The sequence below is a fragment of the Clostridium sp. MB05 genome, assembly GCF_046581255.1.
Lineage (GTDB): Bacteria > Bacillota > Clostridia > Clostridiales > Clostridiaceae > Clostridium.
Map to the genome: position 1 here is coordinate 827603 of NZ_CP174370.1, position 16792 is coordinate 844394.

General features: G+C 30.2%; 12 protein-coding genes and 1 riboswitch. Of the genes, 11 read left to right on the top strand and 1 reads right to left on the bottom strand.

Features of this window, described 5'->3' with window-relative positions:
* The 10 genes from kdpA (at window position 1) to ACH36K_RS04145 (ending at window position 15308) form a co-directional block, all read left to right on the top strand.
* Entirely contained in the window at window positions 1–1740 is a 1740-nt protein-coding gene (gene kdpA / locus ACH36K_RS04100) for a potassium-transporting ATPase subunit KdpA (protein ID WP_411169690.1), read from the top strand.
* A gap of 12 nt (window positions 1741–1752) precedes the next feature.
* On the top strand, window positions 1753–3819 hold the full coding sequence (gene kdpB, locus ACH36K_RS04105) for a potassium-transporting ATPase subunit KdpB (protein ID WP_411169691.1): 2067 nt from the start codon (window positions 1753–1755) through the stop codon (window positions 3817–3819).
* A gap of 12 nt (window positions 3820–3831) precedes the next feature.
* Window positions 3832–4425 (top strand): potassium-transporting ATPase subunit KdpC, encoded by a 594-nt coding sequence (kdpC, locus tag ACH36K_RS04110; RefSeq protein WP_411169692.1) that lies wholly within the window; start codon window positions 3832–3834, stop codon window positions 4423–4425.
* 12 nt (window positions 4426–4437) lie between these two features.
* Entirely contained in the window at window positions 4438–7143 is a 2706-nt protein-coding gene (locus ACH36K_RS04115) for a DUF4118 domain-containing protein (RefSeq protein ID WP_411169693.1), read from the top strand.
* The gene (locus ACH36K_RS04120; protein WP_411169694.1) at window positions 7118–7828 is read left to right on the top strand and encodes a response regulator; all 711 of its coding nucleotides are present in this window, start codon (window positions 7118–7120) and stop codon (window positions 7826–7828) included. Before ACH36K_RS04115 ends, ACH36K_RS04120 begins: the two co-directional genes overlap by 26 nt.
* 177 nt (window positions 7829–8005) lie before the next feature.
* Window positions 8006–8103, top strand: a riboswitch (purine riboswitch).
* A 158-nt stretch (window positions 8104–8261) separates the two neighbouring features.
* On the top strand, window positions 8262–9710 hold the full coding sequence (gene guaB / locus ACH36K_RS04125; RefSeq protein ID WP_411169695.1) for an IMP dehydrogenase: 1449 nt from the start codon (window positions 8262–8264) through the stop codon (window positions 9708–9710).
* A 188-nt stretch (window positions 9711–9898) separates the two neighbouring features.
* Window positions 9899–11440 (top strand): glutamine-hydrolyzing GMP synthase, encoded by a 1542-nt coding sequence (guaA, locus tag ACH36K_RS04130; RefSeq protein ID WP_411169696.1) that lies wholly within the window; start codon window positions 9899–9901, stop codon window positions 11438–11440.
* Between the two features lie 629 nt (window positions 11441–12069).
* Window positions 12070–12585 (top strand): hypothetical protein, encoded by a 516-nt coding sequence (locus ACH36K_RS04135; RefSeq protein WP_411169697.1) that lies wholly within the window; start codon window positions 12070–12072, stop codon window positions 12583–12585.
* 653 nt (window positions 12586–13238) lie between these two features.
* Window positions 13239–14435 (top strand): sodium/glutamate symporter, encoded by a 1197-nt coding sequence (gene gltS, locus ACH36K_RS04140; RefSeq protein ID WP_411169698.1) that lies wholly within the window; start codon window positions 13239–13241, stop codon window positions 14433–14435.
* 531 nt (window positions 14436–14966) lie between these two features.
* Window positions 14967–15308 (top strand): YmaF family protein, encoded by a 342-nt coding sequence (locus ACH36K_RS04145; RefSeq protein ID WP_411170651.1) that lies wholly within the window; start codon window positions 14967–14969, stop codon window positions 15306–15308.
* Window positions 15309–15420: 112 nt separating this feature from the next.
* On the opposite strand, the gene ACH36K_RS04150 is transcribed toward ACH36K_RS04145, so the two are convergent.
* On the bottom strand, window positions 15421–15639 hold the full coding sequence (locus tag ACH36K_RS04150; protein WP_411169699.1) for a hypothetical protein: 219 nt from the start codon (window positions 15637–15639) through the stop codon (window positions 15421–15423).
* Window positions 15640–15769: 130 nt separating this feature from the next.
* On the opposite strand from ACH36K_RS04150, the gene ACH36K_RS04155 reads away from it, so the two are divergent.
* Window positions 15770–16582: an N-acetylmuramoyl-L-alanine amidase family protein gene (locus tag ACH36K_RS04155; protein ID WP_411169700.1), complete on the top strand. Its 813-nt coding sequence runs from the start codon at window positions 15770–15772 to the stop codon at window positions 16580–16582.
* Window positions 16583–16792: the final 210 nt, after the last annotated feature.

A 16792-nucleotide genomic window follows, 5' to 3' on the forward strand; every position in this document is an offset into this window, starting at 1 on the left:
ATGATTAACTCAATAATACAGTACTCATTATACTTGATAATTTTAGTTGTACTAGCTATTCCTTTGGGGAAGTATATTGGCAAAGTAATGAATGGAGAAAAAGTTTTCTTAACTAAAATATTAAGTCCAGTTGAAAACTTTATATATAAAGTATTAAAGATAGATAAAAATGAGGAAATGAATTGGAAAAAATACGCCTTATCAGTAGCTGTTTTTAGTATTATAGGATTCGTAATTTTATTTTTATTACAAATTGTACAAGGTGTATTACCTTTAAATCCAGAAGGAGTTAAAGGTGTAAGTCTAGATTTAAGTTTTAATACAACTTCAAGTTTTGTAACCAATACAAATTGGCAAGCTTATTCAGGTGAAAGCCAATTAAGTTATTTAACACAAATGTTAGGGCTTACAGTTCAAAACTTTGTATCAGCAGCTGCAGGAATTGCAGTTTTATTTGCACTTATAAGAGGTTTTACAAGAGTTAAAGAAAAGACAGTAGGTAGTTTTTGGGTAGATGCTACAAGAAGTATAGTTTATGTATTAATACCTCTTTCAATAGTAGTATCAATATTAATAGCATCTCAAGGAGTTGTGCAAAACTTTTCATCTTATCAAGAAGTTGAGCTTTTAGAGCCAATAACTCTTGAAGATGGAACTGTCATAACAAAACAAGTGGTACCACAAGGACCAGCAGCAAGCCAAATAGCAATAAAACAATTAGGTACTAATGGAGGAGGATTCTTTGGAGTTAACTCAGCTTATCCACTAGAAAATCCTACACCTTTTACAAATACAGTAGAAATGCTTTCAATATTAATAATACCAGCAGCATTATGTTTTACATTTGGTAGAAATATAAAAGATAAAAAACAAGGACGAGCTATATTTATTGCAATGTTTAGTATTTTACTTATAGCTCTTGCAATAATAGCAGTAAATGAAGCAAATGCTACTCCACAACTTGCTCAAAATGGAGCTGTAGATATATCAACTATCCATCAGGCTGGTGGAAATATGGAAGGAAAAGAAGCAAGATTTGGTATTGCAGCATCTTCTACATGGGCAGCATTTACAACAGCAGCATCTAATGGTTCAGTAAACTCAATGCATAGTAGTTATACTCCTTTAGGTGGTATGATTCCAATGTTATTAATGCAATTAGGTGAAGTTATATTTGGTGGAGTTGGATGTGGATTATATGGAATGATTGCATTTGCAATAATAGCAGTATTTATTGCAGGATTAATGGTAGGAAGAACGCCAGAATATTTAGGAAAGAAAATAGAACCATTTGAAATGAAGATGGCAATGTTAGTATGTCTTGCAACACCAATAGCTACATTAGTCGGAAGTGCTATAGCAGCCTTAGTACCAAGTGTAGCGGAAAGCATTGCTAATCCAGGAGCACATGGATTTTCAGAAATGCTTTATGCATATTCTTCAGCAGGTGGAAATAATGGATCAGCCTTTGCAGGTTTTGCAGCAAATAAACCATTTATAAATATAAGCATAGGGTTAGTAATGTTATTTGCTAGGTTTGTTCCTATGATGGCTACACTTGCTATTGCAGGATCATTAGTTCAAAAGAAAAAAGTAGCAGTAAGTGCAGGAACACTGCCAACACATAATGCTTTGTTTATAGGGCTTTTAGTATTTGTAATACTTTTAGTTGGAGCATTAAGCTTTTTCCCAGCACTTGCATTAGGACCAATAGCTGAGTTTCTTAAAATGATAGGATAGGGGGAATAATATATGAAGGGTAATAGTAGTTTTCTATCTGATAAAAAAATGGTAAAAAGAGCAGTAAAGGATTCTTTTATAAAATTAAATCCTAAAACACAAAAAGAGAATCCTGTAATGTTTATAGTATATATAGCTTCAATTATAACAACTATTCTATATTTTATATCTTTATTTGGAATAAAAGATAATTCATCAAGCTTTATATTAGGTATAACTATTTTATTATGGTTCACAGTTCTATTTGCAAACTTTGCAGAAGCAATAGCAGAGGGACGTGGTAAAGCTCAAGCCGATGCATTACGTTCTGCTAAAAAAGATGTTATGGCGAATAAAATAAATTCTTTAGAAGAAAAAGATAAATTGATAAAAGTAAGTTCTACAGAGCTTAGAAAAGGTGATATAGTTATTGTTTCTGCAGGAGAACAAATTCCAGCAGATGGGGATGTAATAGAAGGTGCAGCATCAGTAGATGAAAGTGCTATAACTGGGGAATCAGCGCCAGTTATTCGTGAAAGTGGTGGAGACAGAAGTGCAGTAACAGGTGGTACAACAGTAATTTCAGATTGGCTTATAATTAAAGTAAGTAATGATCCCGGTGAAAGCTTTATGGATAAGATGATAGCAATGGTAGAAGGTGCAGCTAGAAAGAAAACACCAAATGAAAAAGCACTTGAAATATTATTGGTTTCACTGACAATAATATTTCTTATAGTAACAGTTTCTTTATACACTTATTCAGAGTTTATTTCTAATGAAGCAGGTATGGTAAATAGCACATCAATAACTTCATTAATAGCATTATTAGTTTGCTTAGCACCAACAACTATAGGAGCTCTTTTATCATCTATAGGGATAGCTGGTATGAGTAGATTAAATCAAGCAAATGTACTTGCTATGAGTGGTAGAGCTATAGAGGCAGCAGGGGATGTTGATATATTAATGCTAGATAAGACAGGTACAATAACACTTGGAAATCGTCAAGCTAGTGAATTTATTCCTGTAGATGGAGTAGATATAAAAGAACTTGCAGATGCAGCTCAATTATCTTCACTTGCAGATGAAACTCCTGAAGGAAGAAGTATAGTAGTTTTAGCTAAAGAGCAATTTGGCATTAGAGGAAGAGATATGGGAAGCTTAAATGCAACTTTTATAGAATTTACAGCTAAAACGAGAATGAGTGGGGTAGACTTTAAAGGAAATGAAATAAGAAAGGGCGCAGCAGATGCTGTAAAGAAATATGTTGTAGAAAAAGGTGGAGTTTTTTCTAATGAATGTGAAGAAAAAGTAAAATCAGTAGCCAACCTAGGGGGAACCCCATTAGTTGTAGCCAAAAACGGCAGAGTACTTGGAGTAATACACTTAAAAGATATAGTTAAAAAAGGTGTAAAGGAAAAATTTGCAGACCTTAGAAAAATGGGAATTAAAACAATAATGATAACTGGAGATAATCCACTTACAGCAGCAGCTATTGCAGCAGAAGCTGGTGTAGATGATTTTCTTGCAGAGGCAACTCCAGAAGGAAAGCTAGATATGATTAGAGATTTTCAAAAGAAGGGTCATTTAGTAGCTATGACAGGTGATGGAACAAATGATGCTCCAGCCTTAGCTCAAGCAGATGTAGCAGTTGCTATGAACACAGGAACTCAAGCAGCTAAAGAAGCTGGTAATATGGTAGATTTAGATTCATCACCAACAAAGCTTATAGAAATTGTTCGTATAGGTAAGCAACTTTTAATGACGAGAGGTGCATTAACAACTTTTAGCATCGCAAATGATATAGCAAAGTATTTTGCTATAATACCACCATTATTTATAGGGCTTTATCCAGAATTATCAAAGTTAAATATAATGGGTTTAAGGAGCCCAGAAAGTGCAATATATTCAGCTGTTATATATAATGCCTTAATTATAGTAGCACTTATTCCATTAGCATTAAAAGGTGTAAAATATAGAGAAGTTCCAGCTAGTAAGTTATTGTCAAGAAATCTTTTAGTATATGGACTTGGAGGTATAATAGCTCCATTTATAGCAATAAAGATTATAGATATACTAATAACAGCAATAGGATTAGTTTAGGAGGTATAAATTATGAAAGTTATAAATAAGGCATTTAAATTTATACTAATATTTACAATAATATGTGGATTAGTATATCCAGTTTTTATAACAGGTATTTCCCAATTACTATTTAAAGATAAGGCAAATGGTAGTATTATAGAAATTGATGGAAAGAAGTACGGTAGCGTATTACTTGCTCAAGAATTTACAGGAAATGATTATTTATGGGGACGTATAATGAATATAGATACAGATACATTTAAAGACGACAATGGGAAAGTATTAATGTATGCATCTCCTTCAAACTTAAGTCCTGCAAGTGAGGAATATGAAAAGATAGTAAGTGAAAGAGTGGATAAGATTAAAGCAGCAAATCAAGACAAAAAGGATGAGCCTATTCCAGTAGATTTAGTTACATCATCAGGAAGTGGCCTTGATCCTCATATATCAGTGGCAGCAGCAAATTATCAAGTAGATAGAATTGCAAAAGCACGTAATATGAGTACTGATGAAGTAGAAAAAGTAATAGAAAAATACACTGAAGGAAGAACTTTTGGAGTCTTTGGAGAAGAAAGGGTAAATGTATTACAAGTTAACCTTGCTTTAGATGGAATATTAAAATAATGAGGTGTCAAAATGAATGAAACTCGTCCTAATCCAGAAGAGTTACTGAAAAAAATAAAAGATGAAGAAAAAGAGAATAAAAAAGGTAAGCTTAAAATATTTTTTGGTTATGCAGCAGGCGTAGGTAAAACCTACGCTATGCTAGATGCTGCTCATGCCGCAAAAAAGGCAGGAGTAGATGTAGTGGTAGGGTATATAGAACCTCATACAAGACCAGAAACTTTAGCTCTTTTAGATGGATTAGAACTTTTACCAAAACTTGAAGTTAAATATAAAGGAATAACATTAAATGAATTCGATTTGGATGGGGCTTTAAAAAGGAAGCCAGAGCTTATAATTGTAGATGAATTAGCTCATACAAATGCAATAGGTTTAAGGCATAAGAAAAGATATAGTGATATAGAAGAATTATTAAATGCTGGAATCGATGTTTATACTACAGTAAATGTTCAGCATATAGAAAGTTTAAATGATATAATTGCATCAATTACTAATGTTGTAGTAAAAGAGCGAGTTCCGGATAGATTCTTTAATGAGGCATCTCAAGTAGAAATAATAGATATTGAACCATCAGATCTTATGGATAGGCTGAATTCAGGTAAAATATATAAAGAAAAACAAGCTAAAAAAGCTTTAAATAATTTTTTTATAAGAGAAAATCTAGTAGCATTACGTGAAATAGCCTTAAGAGAAACTGCAGATAGGGTAAATAAAGAAGTCGCAATTAATAAAAGTTATAGCAAAGGTATGTACCATACAAATGAACACATTTTAGTTTGCTTAAGCTCATCACCATCTAATGCAAAGGTGATAAGAGCAGCAGCAAGGATGGCAGAAGCTTTTCATGCTGAATTTACAGCACTTTTTGTTGAAACTATATCTTCAAAAGATTTAAGTGAAAAAAGTATTGATAAACTAAGAGAAAATTTAAAGCTTGCTGAAGATTTAGGAGCAAATGTAGAAACTGTTTATGGAGATGATATACCATACCAAGTAGCAGAGTTTGCAAAATTAAGTGGTATATCAAAAATAATTATTGGAAGAACAAAAAGAAGAAAGGTTCTTCTTTGGTATAAAATTGGATATGTAGATAGAATAGTAGAGCTTGCTCCAGAAATAGATCTTTATGTTATACCAGATAATGAAGATATTGTTGCTAAAAGGAAATATCCAGTAAAAAATATACAGCTTTCATCTAAAGACATAGCTAAGACAATCTTAATATTGCTATTGTCTTTAGTAATAAGTGGTCTTTTATATACTCTTGGATTTAGTGAAGCTAATATAATAACTGTATTTATATTAGGAGTGTTACTTATTTCTAATAATACTGAAGGTATGGTTTATGGGGCGATATCATCATTAGCAAGTGTATTGATTTTTAATTTCTTTTTTACAGTACCAAGGTTTTCACTGAATTTTTATGATCCTGGATATTTGGTCACATTTATTACAATGCTTACATCTGCATTAGTTACAAGCACATTAACTAATAAGGTTAAATATCAAGCAAATTTATCAGCTGTAACTGCAAATAGAACCAATATTTTATTAGAATCAAGTAGGGATTTAGAGAGAACAAGTAATTTAGAAGATATTATATTTACTGCACAAATACAGTTATATAAGTTTTTAAAAAAGCCTATTATAGTGTATGAAGCCATAGATGAAAATATAAAAAGTGTATATAATTATAAATTTGATGATGGAAGTGAGATAGATAAAAAGTATATAAGTGAGGAAGAAAAGGCAGTAGTAAGCTGGGTAATAAGAAATAAGAAAAGGGCAGGTGTTAGTACTGATACACTTCCAGGCTCAAAGGCAATGTATATACCATTAATAGGGCAAAATAATGTTATGGTTGTAATAGGAATAGTAATGAGAGAAAATGAAAGCATAGATAGTAGTGAAAAATCTTTACTAGAGGCAATGCTAAGTCAAATTTCATTTGCAATAGAAAAGTATTTATTAAATGAGTCTAAAAAGAATGCTTTGATGCAAGCTGAGAATGAAAGGTTTAGGGCTAACCTTTTAAGAGCAGTTTCGCATGATCTTAGAACACCACTTACAAGTATTTCAGGAAGTGCTAGTTCGATATTAAATAATGAGTTTGATGAAGAAGTAAAGAGAAAACTAATATTAGATATATATGATGATTCTCTTTGGTTAATAAATCTAGTGGAGAATTTATTGTCAGTATCTAGATTAGATAATGGTAATGTAAAGTTAAATACAGAGCCACAATTAATAGATGAGATAATTAATGAAGCTCTTGAACATGTTAATCGTAAAATTTCAGAATATAAAGTAAAAGTTAATTTAAGAAATGAACTTTTAATGGTTGATGTAGATGTAAGGCTAATAGTTCAAGTAATGATAAATATATTAGATAACGCAATAAAATATACAAAACAAGGAACGGAAATTCAAATAAATGTATTTACGAAAGGGAAAAAGGTAATAGTAGAAATAGCTGATAATGGGATTGGAATTAATAAGAGTAATCAAGAGTGTATTTTTGATATGTTCTTTACAGCAAATGATAATAAGGGAGACAGCAGAAGAGGTCTTGGATTAGGGCTTGCACTATGCAAATCAATAATAAATGCTCATGGAGGAGAAATTTATGTTAGAAATAACAAACCTCATGGAACAGTGATCGGATTTACTTTATTACAAGTGGAGGTAAATAATGGCAGTGTCAATTTTAGTAGTTGAAGATGATAAAGCGATAAGAAATTTTATATCTGCTACTTTAGAAGTTCATTCATATAGTTGCTTTACAGCAGAAAATGGAGAGCAAGCAATTTTGTTTGCAACATCTCATAGACCAGACATAATTATATTAGATTTAGGATTACCTGATATAGTAGGTATAGAAATAATAAAAAAAATAAGAATGTGGTCTAATTGCCCAATAATAGTTGTTAGTGCAAGAAGTGAAGATAGAGATAAAATAGAGGCATTAGATTCTGGCGCAGATGATTATCTTACAAAGCCATTTAGTGTAGATGAGCTTTTAGCTAGAATAAGAGTTGCTATTCGTAAAATGAACTATGATAATAGCAAAAAAGAAGAAAGCACTGAATTTATAAATGGTGGACTAAAAATAGATTACATCTCAGGGTGTGCCTTTATAGATGGAGAAGAAATACACTTAACTCCTATAGAATACAAATTACTTTGTTTATTAGCTAAAAATGTTGGTAAAGTTTTAACTCATACCTACATTTTAAAAGAAATATGGGGAGCCACCTATGAGGGAGATATACCTTCTTTAAGGGTATTTATGGCTACATTAAGAAAAAAGATAGAAAAAAATAGAACTAAAAGTAGTTATATACAAACTCATATAGGAGTGGGATATAGACTTGTTAGAATACAAGATGGTGATAATGAGTAGCTAATTACAAGAAATACTGTTGAAAATAATTTAAAGAGAACTTCATTATATAATAGTGGAATTTATAAAATTGATTTAGGAGAATGATATAAATCAAAATATAAAAAATATTTGAATTATAAATTGCAAACTTATTGACAAGTATAAGGCATAGATATATAATAACTATAAATTTAAATTAGTCATACGTCTAGTACTCGTATATCCCCTGAATATGGCAGGGAGTATCTACCGGAAACCTTAAATTTCCGACTATGAGTGATTTTGATATACTACACCTATAGTTATTTATATAGGGTTTTAGGCATATTAACTTCACTTAGAAGATTAGTATGTCTTTTTTTATACTCAAAAATAGAAAGAAAAAAGAATAAATAACATCATAATATAATAAATATGCAAGAGAAAAATCATTTTTCAAGGGGGAAGACAAATGGCAACAATAATTAAAACTGCTTATACTTTTGATGATGTATTATTAGTACCTAATAAATCAGAGATTTTACCTAATGAGGTTAGCTTAAAAACTAAATTAACAAAAAAGATAACTTTAAATATTCCATTAATGAGTGCGAGTATGGATACTGTAACAGAATCCAAAATGGCTATTGCAATGGCTAGAGAGGGCGGAATAGGAATAATACATAAGAACATGACAATAGAAGAGCAAGCAAAAGAAGTTGATAGAGTAAAAAGACAAGAAAATGGAGTAATAACAGATCCAATATTTTTATCAGAAAATCACACAATAAGACAGGCTCAAGAACTTATGGCTCAATATAGAATATCAGGAGTTCCAATAACAAGAGGAAATAAATTAGTTGGTATAATAACTAATAGAGATATAGTGTTTGAAACAAACTATGATAGATTAGTATCAGAAGTTATGACAAAAAGTCCATTAATAACATCAGCAGAAGGAACTACATTAGAAGAAGCACTTGAAATATTAAAGAAGCATAAAATAGAAAAACTTCCTTTAGTAGATAGTGATAATAACTTAAAGGGATTAATAACTATTAAAGATATTGAAAAAGCAAAGGCTTTCCCAAATGCAGCAAAAGATGAAAAAGGTAGATTGTTATGTGGAGCTTCAGTTGGTATAACTAAAGATATGATGGATAGAGTAGATGCTTTAGTTAAAGCTAATGTTGATGTTATAACACTGGATACAGCACATGGACATTCAAAAGGCGTTATGGATGGAGTAAGAAAAATAAAAGCTAAGTATCCAGACCTTCAAATAATAGCTGGTAACATTGCAACAGCAGAAGCTACAAGAGATTTAATAGAAGCAGGGGCAGATTGTGTTAAGATTGGGATAGGACCAGGATCAATATGTACAACAAGAATAGTAGCAGGAGTTGGAGTACCTCAATTAACTGCAGTTATGGATTGTGCAGAAGAAGGTAGAAAATATGGAGTTCCAGTAATAGCAGATGGTGGATTAAAATATTCAGGAGATATAGTAAAAGCATTAGCAGGTGGAGCATCTGTTGCAATGATGGGATCAATGTTTGCAGGTTGTGAAGAAGCACCAGGAGAAATGGAGATATATCAAGGAAGAAGCTATAAGGTTTATAGAGGAATGGGATCACTTGGAGCTATGGAAAAGGGATCAAGTGATAGATACTTCCAAAATGGAACTAAGAAGTTTGTACCAGAAGGTGTTGAAGGAAGAGTTGCTTACAAAGGATATGTTGCAGATACAATATACCAATTACTGGGTGGAATAAGATCAGGAATGGGATACCTAGGGTCAGCTGATTTAGATACATTATATGAAACTGCGAAATTCGTAGTTCAAACATCATCAGGAATAAGAGAAAGTCATCCACATGATGTTAATATAACTAAGGAAGCACCAAACTACAGTAAATAAAAAACAATATAGAATTAACTAATAAGCTATTATATAGTTTATTAAATAGAAGATTTAAAAAGTAAAAAAAGTTAAGAGTTTCAAATTAATTTAATAACTTTTTAACTCTTAACTACTAATTATAAATTATGATATACTAAACTATACCTAAATTAGAAACTTATATTAACGAAAGTTGGAGGTAGTTCATGAATAAAGAATTAGTTTTAGTTGTTGACTTCGGTGGGCAATATAACCAATTAATAGCTAGAAGAGTTAGAGAATGTGGTGTTTATTGTGAAGTTCACCCACATACTTTAAGTGTTGATGAAATAAAAGAAATGAATCCAAAGGGAATAATATTTACAGGAGGACCAAACAGTGTTTATGGTGAAGATTCTCCTTTATGTGATAAAACGTTATTTGAAGCTGGAATACCTATACTTGGAATTTGTTATGGTTCGCAATTAATGGCTCATATGCTTGGAGGTAAGGTTGCTACTGCTCCTGTAAGTGAATATGGAAAGACAAAAGTTGATGTAAATTCAGATTCAAAAATCTTTGAGGGAATATCATCATCTACTATTTGTTGGATGAGCCATACAGATTACATAGAAAAAGCACCAGAAGGATTCAAAACAGTAGCCAATACTCCAGTATGTCCAGTTGCTGCTATGGAATGTTCAGAAAAGAATTTATATGCAGTTCAATTCCATCCAGAAGTTATGCATACACAAGAAGGAACAAAGATGATATCAAACTTCTTATATAATGTTTGTGAATGCTCCGGTGACTGGAAAATGGATTCGTTTGTAGAAAAAACAATTGAAGAAATCCGTGAAAAAGTTGGAAATGGTAAAGTATTATGTGCATTATCAGGTGGTGTTGATTCATCTGTAGCAGCAGTATTACTTTCAAAAGCTGTTGGAAACCAATTAACATGTGTATTTGTTGATCATGGTTTACTTCGTAAAAATGAAGGAGATGAAGTTGAAGAAGTATTTGGACCTAATGGACAATACAACTTAAACTTTATTCGTGTAAATGCTCAAGAAAGATTCTATGAAAAATTAGCAGGAGTAGAAGAGCCAGAGCAAAAGAGAAAAATAATCGGTGAAGAGTTTATTAGAGTATTTGAAGAGGAAGCTAAAAAGATAGGTGCAGTGGATTTCTTAGTACAAGGAACTATTTATCCGGATGTAATTGAAAGCGGACTTGGAAAATCTGCAGTTATAAAATCACATCATAATGTTGGAGGACTTCCAGATTATGTAGATTTTAAAGAAATAATAGAACCATTAAGATTATTATTTAAAGATGAGGTACGTAAAGCAGGTTTAGAACTTGGTATTCCTAAGAAGTTAGTTTACAGACAGCCATTCCCAGGACCAGGTCTTGGAATACGTATCATAGGTGAAGTAACAGCTGAAAAAGTTAAAATAGTTCAAGAGGCAGATGCAATTTATAGAGAAGAAATTGCAAAGGCTGGAGTTGATAAGGAATTAGGTCAATACTTTGCAGCACTGACTAATATGCGTTCAGTAGGTGTAATGGGAGATGAAAGAACTTATGACTATGCAGTAGTGCTTCGTGCAGTAACTACAAGTGACTTTATGACAGCAGAATCAGCAGATCTTCCATGGGAAGTACTTGGAAAAGTAACAACTAGAATTGTAAATGAAGTTAAAGGTGTTAACCGTGTAATGTATGATTGCACAGGAAAACCACCAGCAACTATAGAGTTTGAATAGAAAAATCAAAGGTTTAAGGCATTTGTAAATTTAGAGTAGTGTATGATTTTTAACTAAAAAGTTGAATGTCATACACTACTTTATTTTTATATTTGGAGTTCAATAATATCAAACAAATCCATTTTCCTCAACTTCTAAAATGTTTCTAGAGTACATTTTAATGATACACCATATATTGTAATATGAATAAAGTAAATTGATAAAATAGAACTTTGATATGATTTTGAAGGATTAAGAAATAATGAGAGACTACTTTAGCTCGGGTGATAAGGTTCAAAAAAATAATTGGTATTGTTTTTTTATGTGAACGAAGTATTTTATATTACTAGGCTTGGAGATACTCTAATTCTTTTAGAAACAGAATACATATCATATTTAGTAGATACATTCTTGAAAATTCGGCTAAATAAAATATTGATATATTCATTTGAACTGGAGTTCTAATTAATATATTTCTTATATGATGAACTAAGAAATCCCATATCAACTAAGATATGAATTTCTAAAATATCAGTTTTATATAGACAAGGTCTATTTTAAATAATATAATAATTACAATAAATGGTATATTTTGTATAAAGGTATTTAATACGTATAATTAAATTATATAAAATGAATGGGGGGAGATTATGGGTTTTTTAATAAGAAAATTAATGAAGATATTGGATAACGGTATAAATCAAGAGATTAATCCTTCAGAAGATGGAAAGATAGTATTAAAAATGAGTAAAGTATATGGAATTATAGGAACTTTATCAGTGGTTATTTCTTTGATAATTACTATTTTAGCATTTTCAAGGGGCTCTTTCCTTGGGGATGACGTAATTTATGCTGTGGGAATGATTGCGTTCTTTTTTTTGCTTGGATTATTATTAGTATTATATACAAGGAATACAATGGTTGAAGCAACTTCTGATAAGATTGTATATGTTGGACTTACCGGTAAAAGAAAAGAAATAGCATGGAATCAAGTTGAAGCTATATCCTTTAATACGTCTTCGAAGGAAATAATTTTAAAATCAAAAACAACAAGGATTAAGCTACATATTCATTTAAAAGGGATTGGAAGTTTAATTAAAATTATTAAGCAAAATGTTGGTTTATCAATTTACGAACAAACATTCAAAAAATTAGGTGTAAATTGATTTAAAGTAAGAAATTTAATGCGGTAAGTATTATAAGTTTAGTAATATACTATATTTATCTATGTATGTAACTTAAATCATTTATAATATATTTCTTAAAATTTAAGCTTATAAAAGGAGTAACTAAATAAAAGTTACTCCTAAATTTTTAAACTAAATACCATAGTTCATAACGTATATTTTATCTGCACTTTTTAGGGCGCTCATGCTCAGATTTATACCAGCTAGAATGCTTTTCATAAGAATAATAGTCATTAAAGTTATCTTTATTATCATAATAGTCATCATCATGCTTTTTACAAGGTTTCTTATAATAATCGTTACCGTACTTATCTTTATCATTATAAAAATCATCATAGTAATATATTACTATTATAAAAATGTATAAAAGATTGCATTGTTAAGAAAATGAAAATGTTATTGAAAAAGGTGAAAATTTAGTATGGTAATATTACAGAGAAAGATAAAATAAATGATTTAGTTAAAGAAGAAGGATTAAAAGATGTTTAAACTGCTGCATTCATCGTAAGAAGATATGGAAAATAATAGTGTGTTGACAAAATGAATATTTTATAGTAATTTTACATTTTAATAAAAATTAAAATAATGTATCATACTATTAAATATAAACTAAAGAGGAGAGAAGTGAATACATGGAATTTAAATTAGATATATTTCAAACAATGGCATTAGCGACAGCTGTATTTTACTTTGGAGTATACTTAAGAAAAAAGGTAAAAATATTAGACAAATATTGTATACCGTCGGCTGTAGTTGGGGGAATGACTTTTGCATTAATAATGCTAATTTTAAAAATAACTAATGTAGCAACAATAACATTAGATACAACACTTCAAAATGTTTTTATGACTGCATTTTTTACTAGTATAGGATATACAGCTAGTATTAAAGTATTAAAAAATGGAGGAGTAAAAGTAGCATTTTTTTTAACACTATCAATACTACTAGTAACATTCCAAGATTTAATTGGAGTATCACTAGCTAAATTATTTAATCTTGATCCATTATTAGGATTAGCAACAGGCTCAATTCCCTTAGTAGGAGGACATGGAACATCAGGATCCTTTGGTCCTTTATTGGAGAACATTGGGGTTAAGGGAGCTACAACGGTTTCTTTTGCATCAGCAACTTTTGGATTAGTAATGGGAAGTATTTTAGGGGGATTTCTTGCAAAGTCATTAATAGAAAGGAATAATATTAAGACTATCAAGGAGTATCATGACAAAGATATTCCTTTAAGTGATTTTCATCATGATGAGTCTGCAATACTAAATTATAATAGGCTTATGAAGGCTGCTTCCTGGATTTTTATTGCAATGGGGATTGGGTCAATTATAACTAATTATATACAAAGTTTAGGACTAACTTTTCCATCATATATAGGTGCGATGATTTCAGCAGCTATTATTAAAAATATAAGTGATTATAAGAATTTCGAGATTGAAGATAAAGAAATAGAAACTATAGGAGGAATTAGTCTTTCTTTCTATCTTTCATTAGCATTAATGGGATTAAAGTTATGGGAGTTATTTTACTTAGCACTTCCTATGATTGTTATGCTTGTTTCACAAACAATTCTTATGGGGGTTTTTGCATATATAGTTGTATTTAGAACTATGGGAAGAAATTATGAAGCAGCAGTTTTCTCATCAGCCATGTGTGGATTTGGTATGGGTTCAACAGCAAATGCAATAGCAAATATGGATGCACTTACGAATAAGTATGGATTTAGTCAAACTCCTTATCTTGTAGTTCCAATTGTAGGTGGATTATTTATTGACTTTATAAATTCCGCAATAATTACATTATTTATAAATATATTTAGTTAATATTTATCATGGTTAAGGTAGTGTAATTTTAGGATTTAAAAGAACCTATAAATAATATTAATATTATTTATAGGTTCTTTTTGTATTATAATTTATAACTTTCAATAATATTATTTTACAAAACCTCTATTTTTCATTCTTTCCATATTTGTAAATAGACTTATACCTGTCTTTAATTGTCCAAAACCTAGCTATTTATAAACATAAAGAATTAATAGGTGAAATTTACTTCAAAACATTCCAGCATATTCAGAACCGATAATAATAGAAAACTCTGATTTTGGAATATTTGTGACTTCTTCAATAAAGTTTTTAGAAACAACAAATCGTTGCTTTCATATAATACTATATTACTTAATTATTTATGAAAAATTTAGTTAGAGTTTAATAATATACAGATAAAACTTAATAGACTTAACTTTAATTCAAAAATAAAGAATTTTAAACATATATACATATATAGTAACAAAATTAACCTATCTTCAATACTATATATTATGAAACAAAAGAGGAGGAATTTAAGTTATGTCAATGTCATGTAATGAAAAAAAACAAACTCACGTTCATGAATTTGTTGGAAGTGTAAGGTTAGCTGAACTTGGGGAAGATCCTCATAATCACCGTTTTGCAGGAGTTTCTGGACAAGTTATTCCATCAGGTTGTGGACATGTACACCGTCTATGTACAAGAACAGATTTCTTTAATGATCACTTTCATGAAATTAATGTAATTACAGGACCAGCAATACCAGTAGGTGCTGGAAGACATGTTCATTTTGTTTATGCATGTACAGAAGAGAGCGATGGTCATAGGCATGCATTTATAGTTGCAACTTTAATAGAAAATCCTATAGGAAAAATTAAGAAATGTTAAAGTTAATTAACTAAAAAATAGAGTTAATAGGTAGTTATGATTTTTATAAAAGTAGAAATAGAATCATAACTACCTTAATTATTTTATTTTTTTAGTTGATTACAAATTTTATTTATTCAATAAATCCTCTATTTTTCATTCTTTCTATGTTTGTAAATAAACCTATTTCTGTTCTGAGCTTTCCAAGGATTAACCTTTCATAAATCGTCAGCATCTTTTCCTCACCATATCTTACAGTTTCTTTAGTACTAAAGCTATCTCTAGAATCTTTTTCAATAAAATATCCATCAGTAGTTTCTTTTAAGGGTTTAGCATTATTTATTATTTTCAACTAAATAAATAAAATTTTTAAAAAAATTTTGAAAAAATTTTAAAAAACTATAATTAGTGCATATGTAATAGTTGTAAGGAGCTAGCTTCAAAAAATAATAAAAAATAAATTAAAAGGGAGGATTTTTAAAATGGCTTTAGTACAAAGACTTATATCTTCAGACAAATACAGTATAAAATGTCCATATTCTATGACACCAAAGGGGATTTGCATTCATAACACATATAATGATGCAAGTGCAAATAATGAAATATCTTATATGGTTTCTAACACTAACAGTGTATCCTACCACATTGCAATAGACGATGTGGAAGCAATTCAGGCAATACCATTTAATCGTAATGCTTGGCATGCAGGAGATGGATCAACTGGTGATGGTAACAGAAATTATATAGCAGTTGAAATTTGTTATTCAAAATCAGGTGGAACTAGATTTATAAATGCAGAAAAAAGAGCTGCCAAAGAAGTTGCAGCATTATTAAAACAATACGGATGGGGAATTGCACAAATTAGAAAGCATCAAGACTTTAGTGGGAAATATTGCCCTCATAGAACTTTAGATATGGGATGGCAAAGATTTTTAGATATGATTAAAGCAGAATTAGATAACTTAAATCCACCAACAGAATTGTATAGAGTGAGAAAAACCTGGGAAGATGCAGCTTCACAGATAGGAGCCTTTAGTAGCCTAGAAAATGCTAAGATTTGCGCAGATCAAAATCCAGGCTATAGTGTATTTAATAGTAGTGGAGTTAAAGTATATCCTGTATCTATAGTAGTAGGTTCAAAAGTAAAAGTTATAGGTACTAACTATGCTACAGGAGAAATAATTCCAGATTGGGTTAAGGCTAATGTGTACACAGTTAGCAAAATAACTGATAATAAAGCATTGCTAGAAGAGATAACAAGTTGGGTATATCTTAAAGATTTAAAGTTAGCATAATAAAAATTAAGTTTAGAATTTAAAACTTAAAATTGGGGAAAATAATTCAAACATGTTGAATTATTAAAAGAAGGGTAGTTAAATTTAAAAAATTTAACTACCTATTTCTATATAAGAAAATTAGGAAAAGATTTAACCTAAATTTTCAATGTTTAATTTTAAATTAAGAATTAAGCACATATTATTAAAATAATAACAAAAAATAATATA

Coding starts and splice junctions, on each gene's coding strand:
- kdpC (WP_411169692.1), top strand. CDS start 3,832: ATGAAAGTTATAAATAAGGCATTTAAATTTATACTAATATTTACAATA.
- ACH36K_RS04145 (WP_411170651.1), top strand. CDS start 14,967: ATGTCATGTAATGAAAAAAAACAAACTCACGTTCATGAATTTGTTGGA.
- ACH36K_RS04135 (WP_411169697.1), top strand. CDS start 12,070: ATGGGTTTTTTAATAAGAAAATTAATGAAGATATTGGATAACGGTATA.
- gltS (WP_411169698.1), top strand. CDS start 13,239: ATGGAATTTAAATTAGATATATTTCAAACAATGGCATTAGCGACAGCT.
- guaA (WP_411169696.1), top strand. CDS start 9,899: ATGAATAAAGAATTAGTTTTAGTTGTTGACTTCGGTGGGCAATATAAC.
- guaB (WP_411169695.1), top strand. CDS start 8,262: ATGGCAACAATAATTAAAACTGCTTATACTTTTGATGATGTATTATTA.
- ACH36K_RS04115 (WP_411169693.1), top strand. CDS start 4,438: ATGAATGAAACTCGTCCTAATCCAGAAGAGTTACTGAAAAAAATAAAA.
- ACH36K_RS04155 (WP_411169700.1), top strand. CDS start 15,770: ATGGCTTTAGTACAAAGACTTATATCTTCAGACAAATACAGTATAAAA.
- kdpB (WP_411169691.1), top strand. CDS start 1,753: ATGAAGGGTAATAGTAGTTTTCTATCTGATAAAAAAATGGTAAAAAGA.
- ACH36K_RS04120 (WP_411169694.1), top strand. CDS start 7,118: ATGGCAGTGTCAATTTTAGTAGTTGAAGATGATAAAGCGATAAGAAAT.
- kdpA (WP_411169690.1), top strand. CDS start 1: ATGATTAACTCAATAATACAGTACTCATTATACTTGATAATTTTAGTT.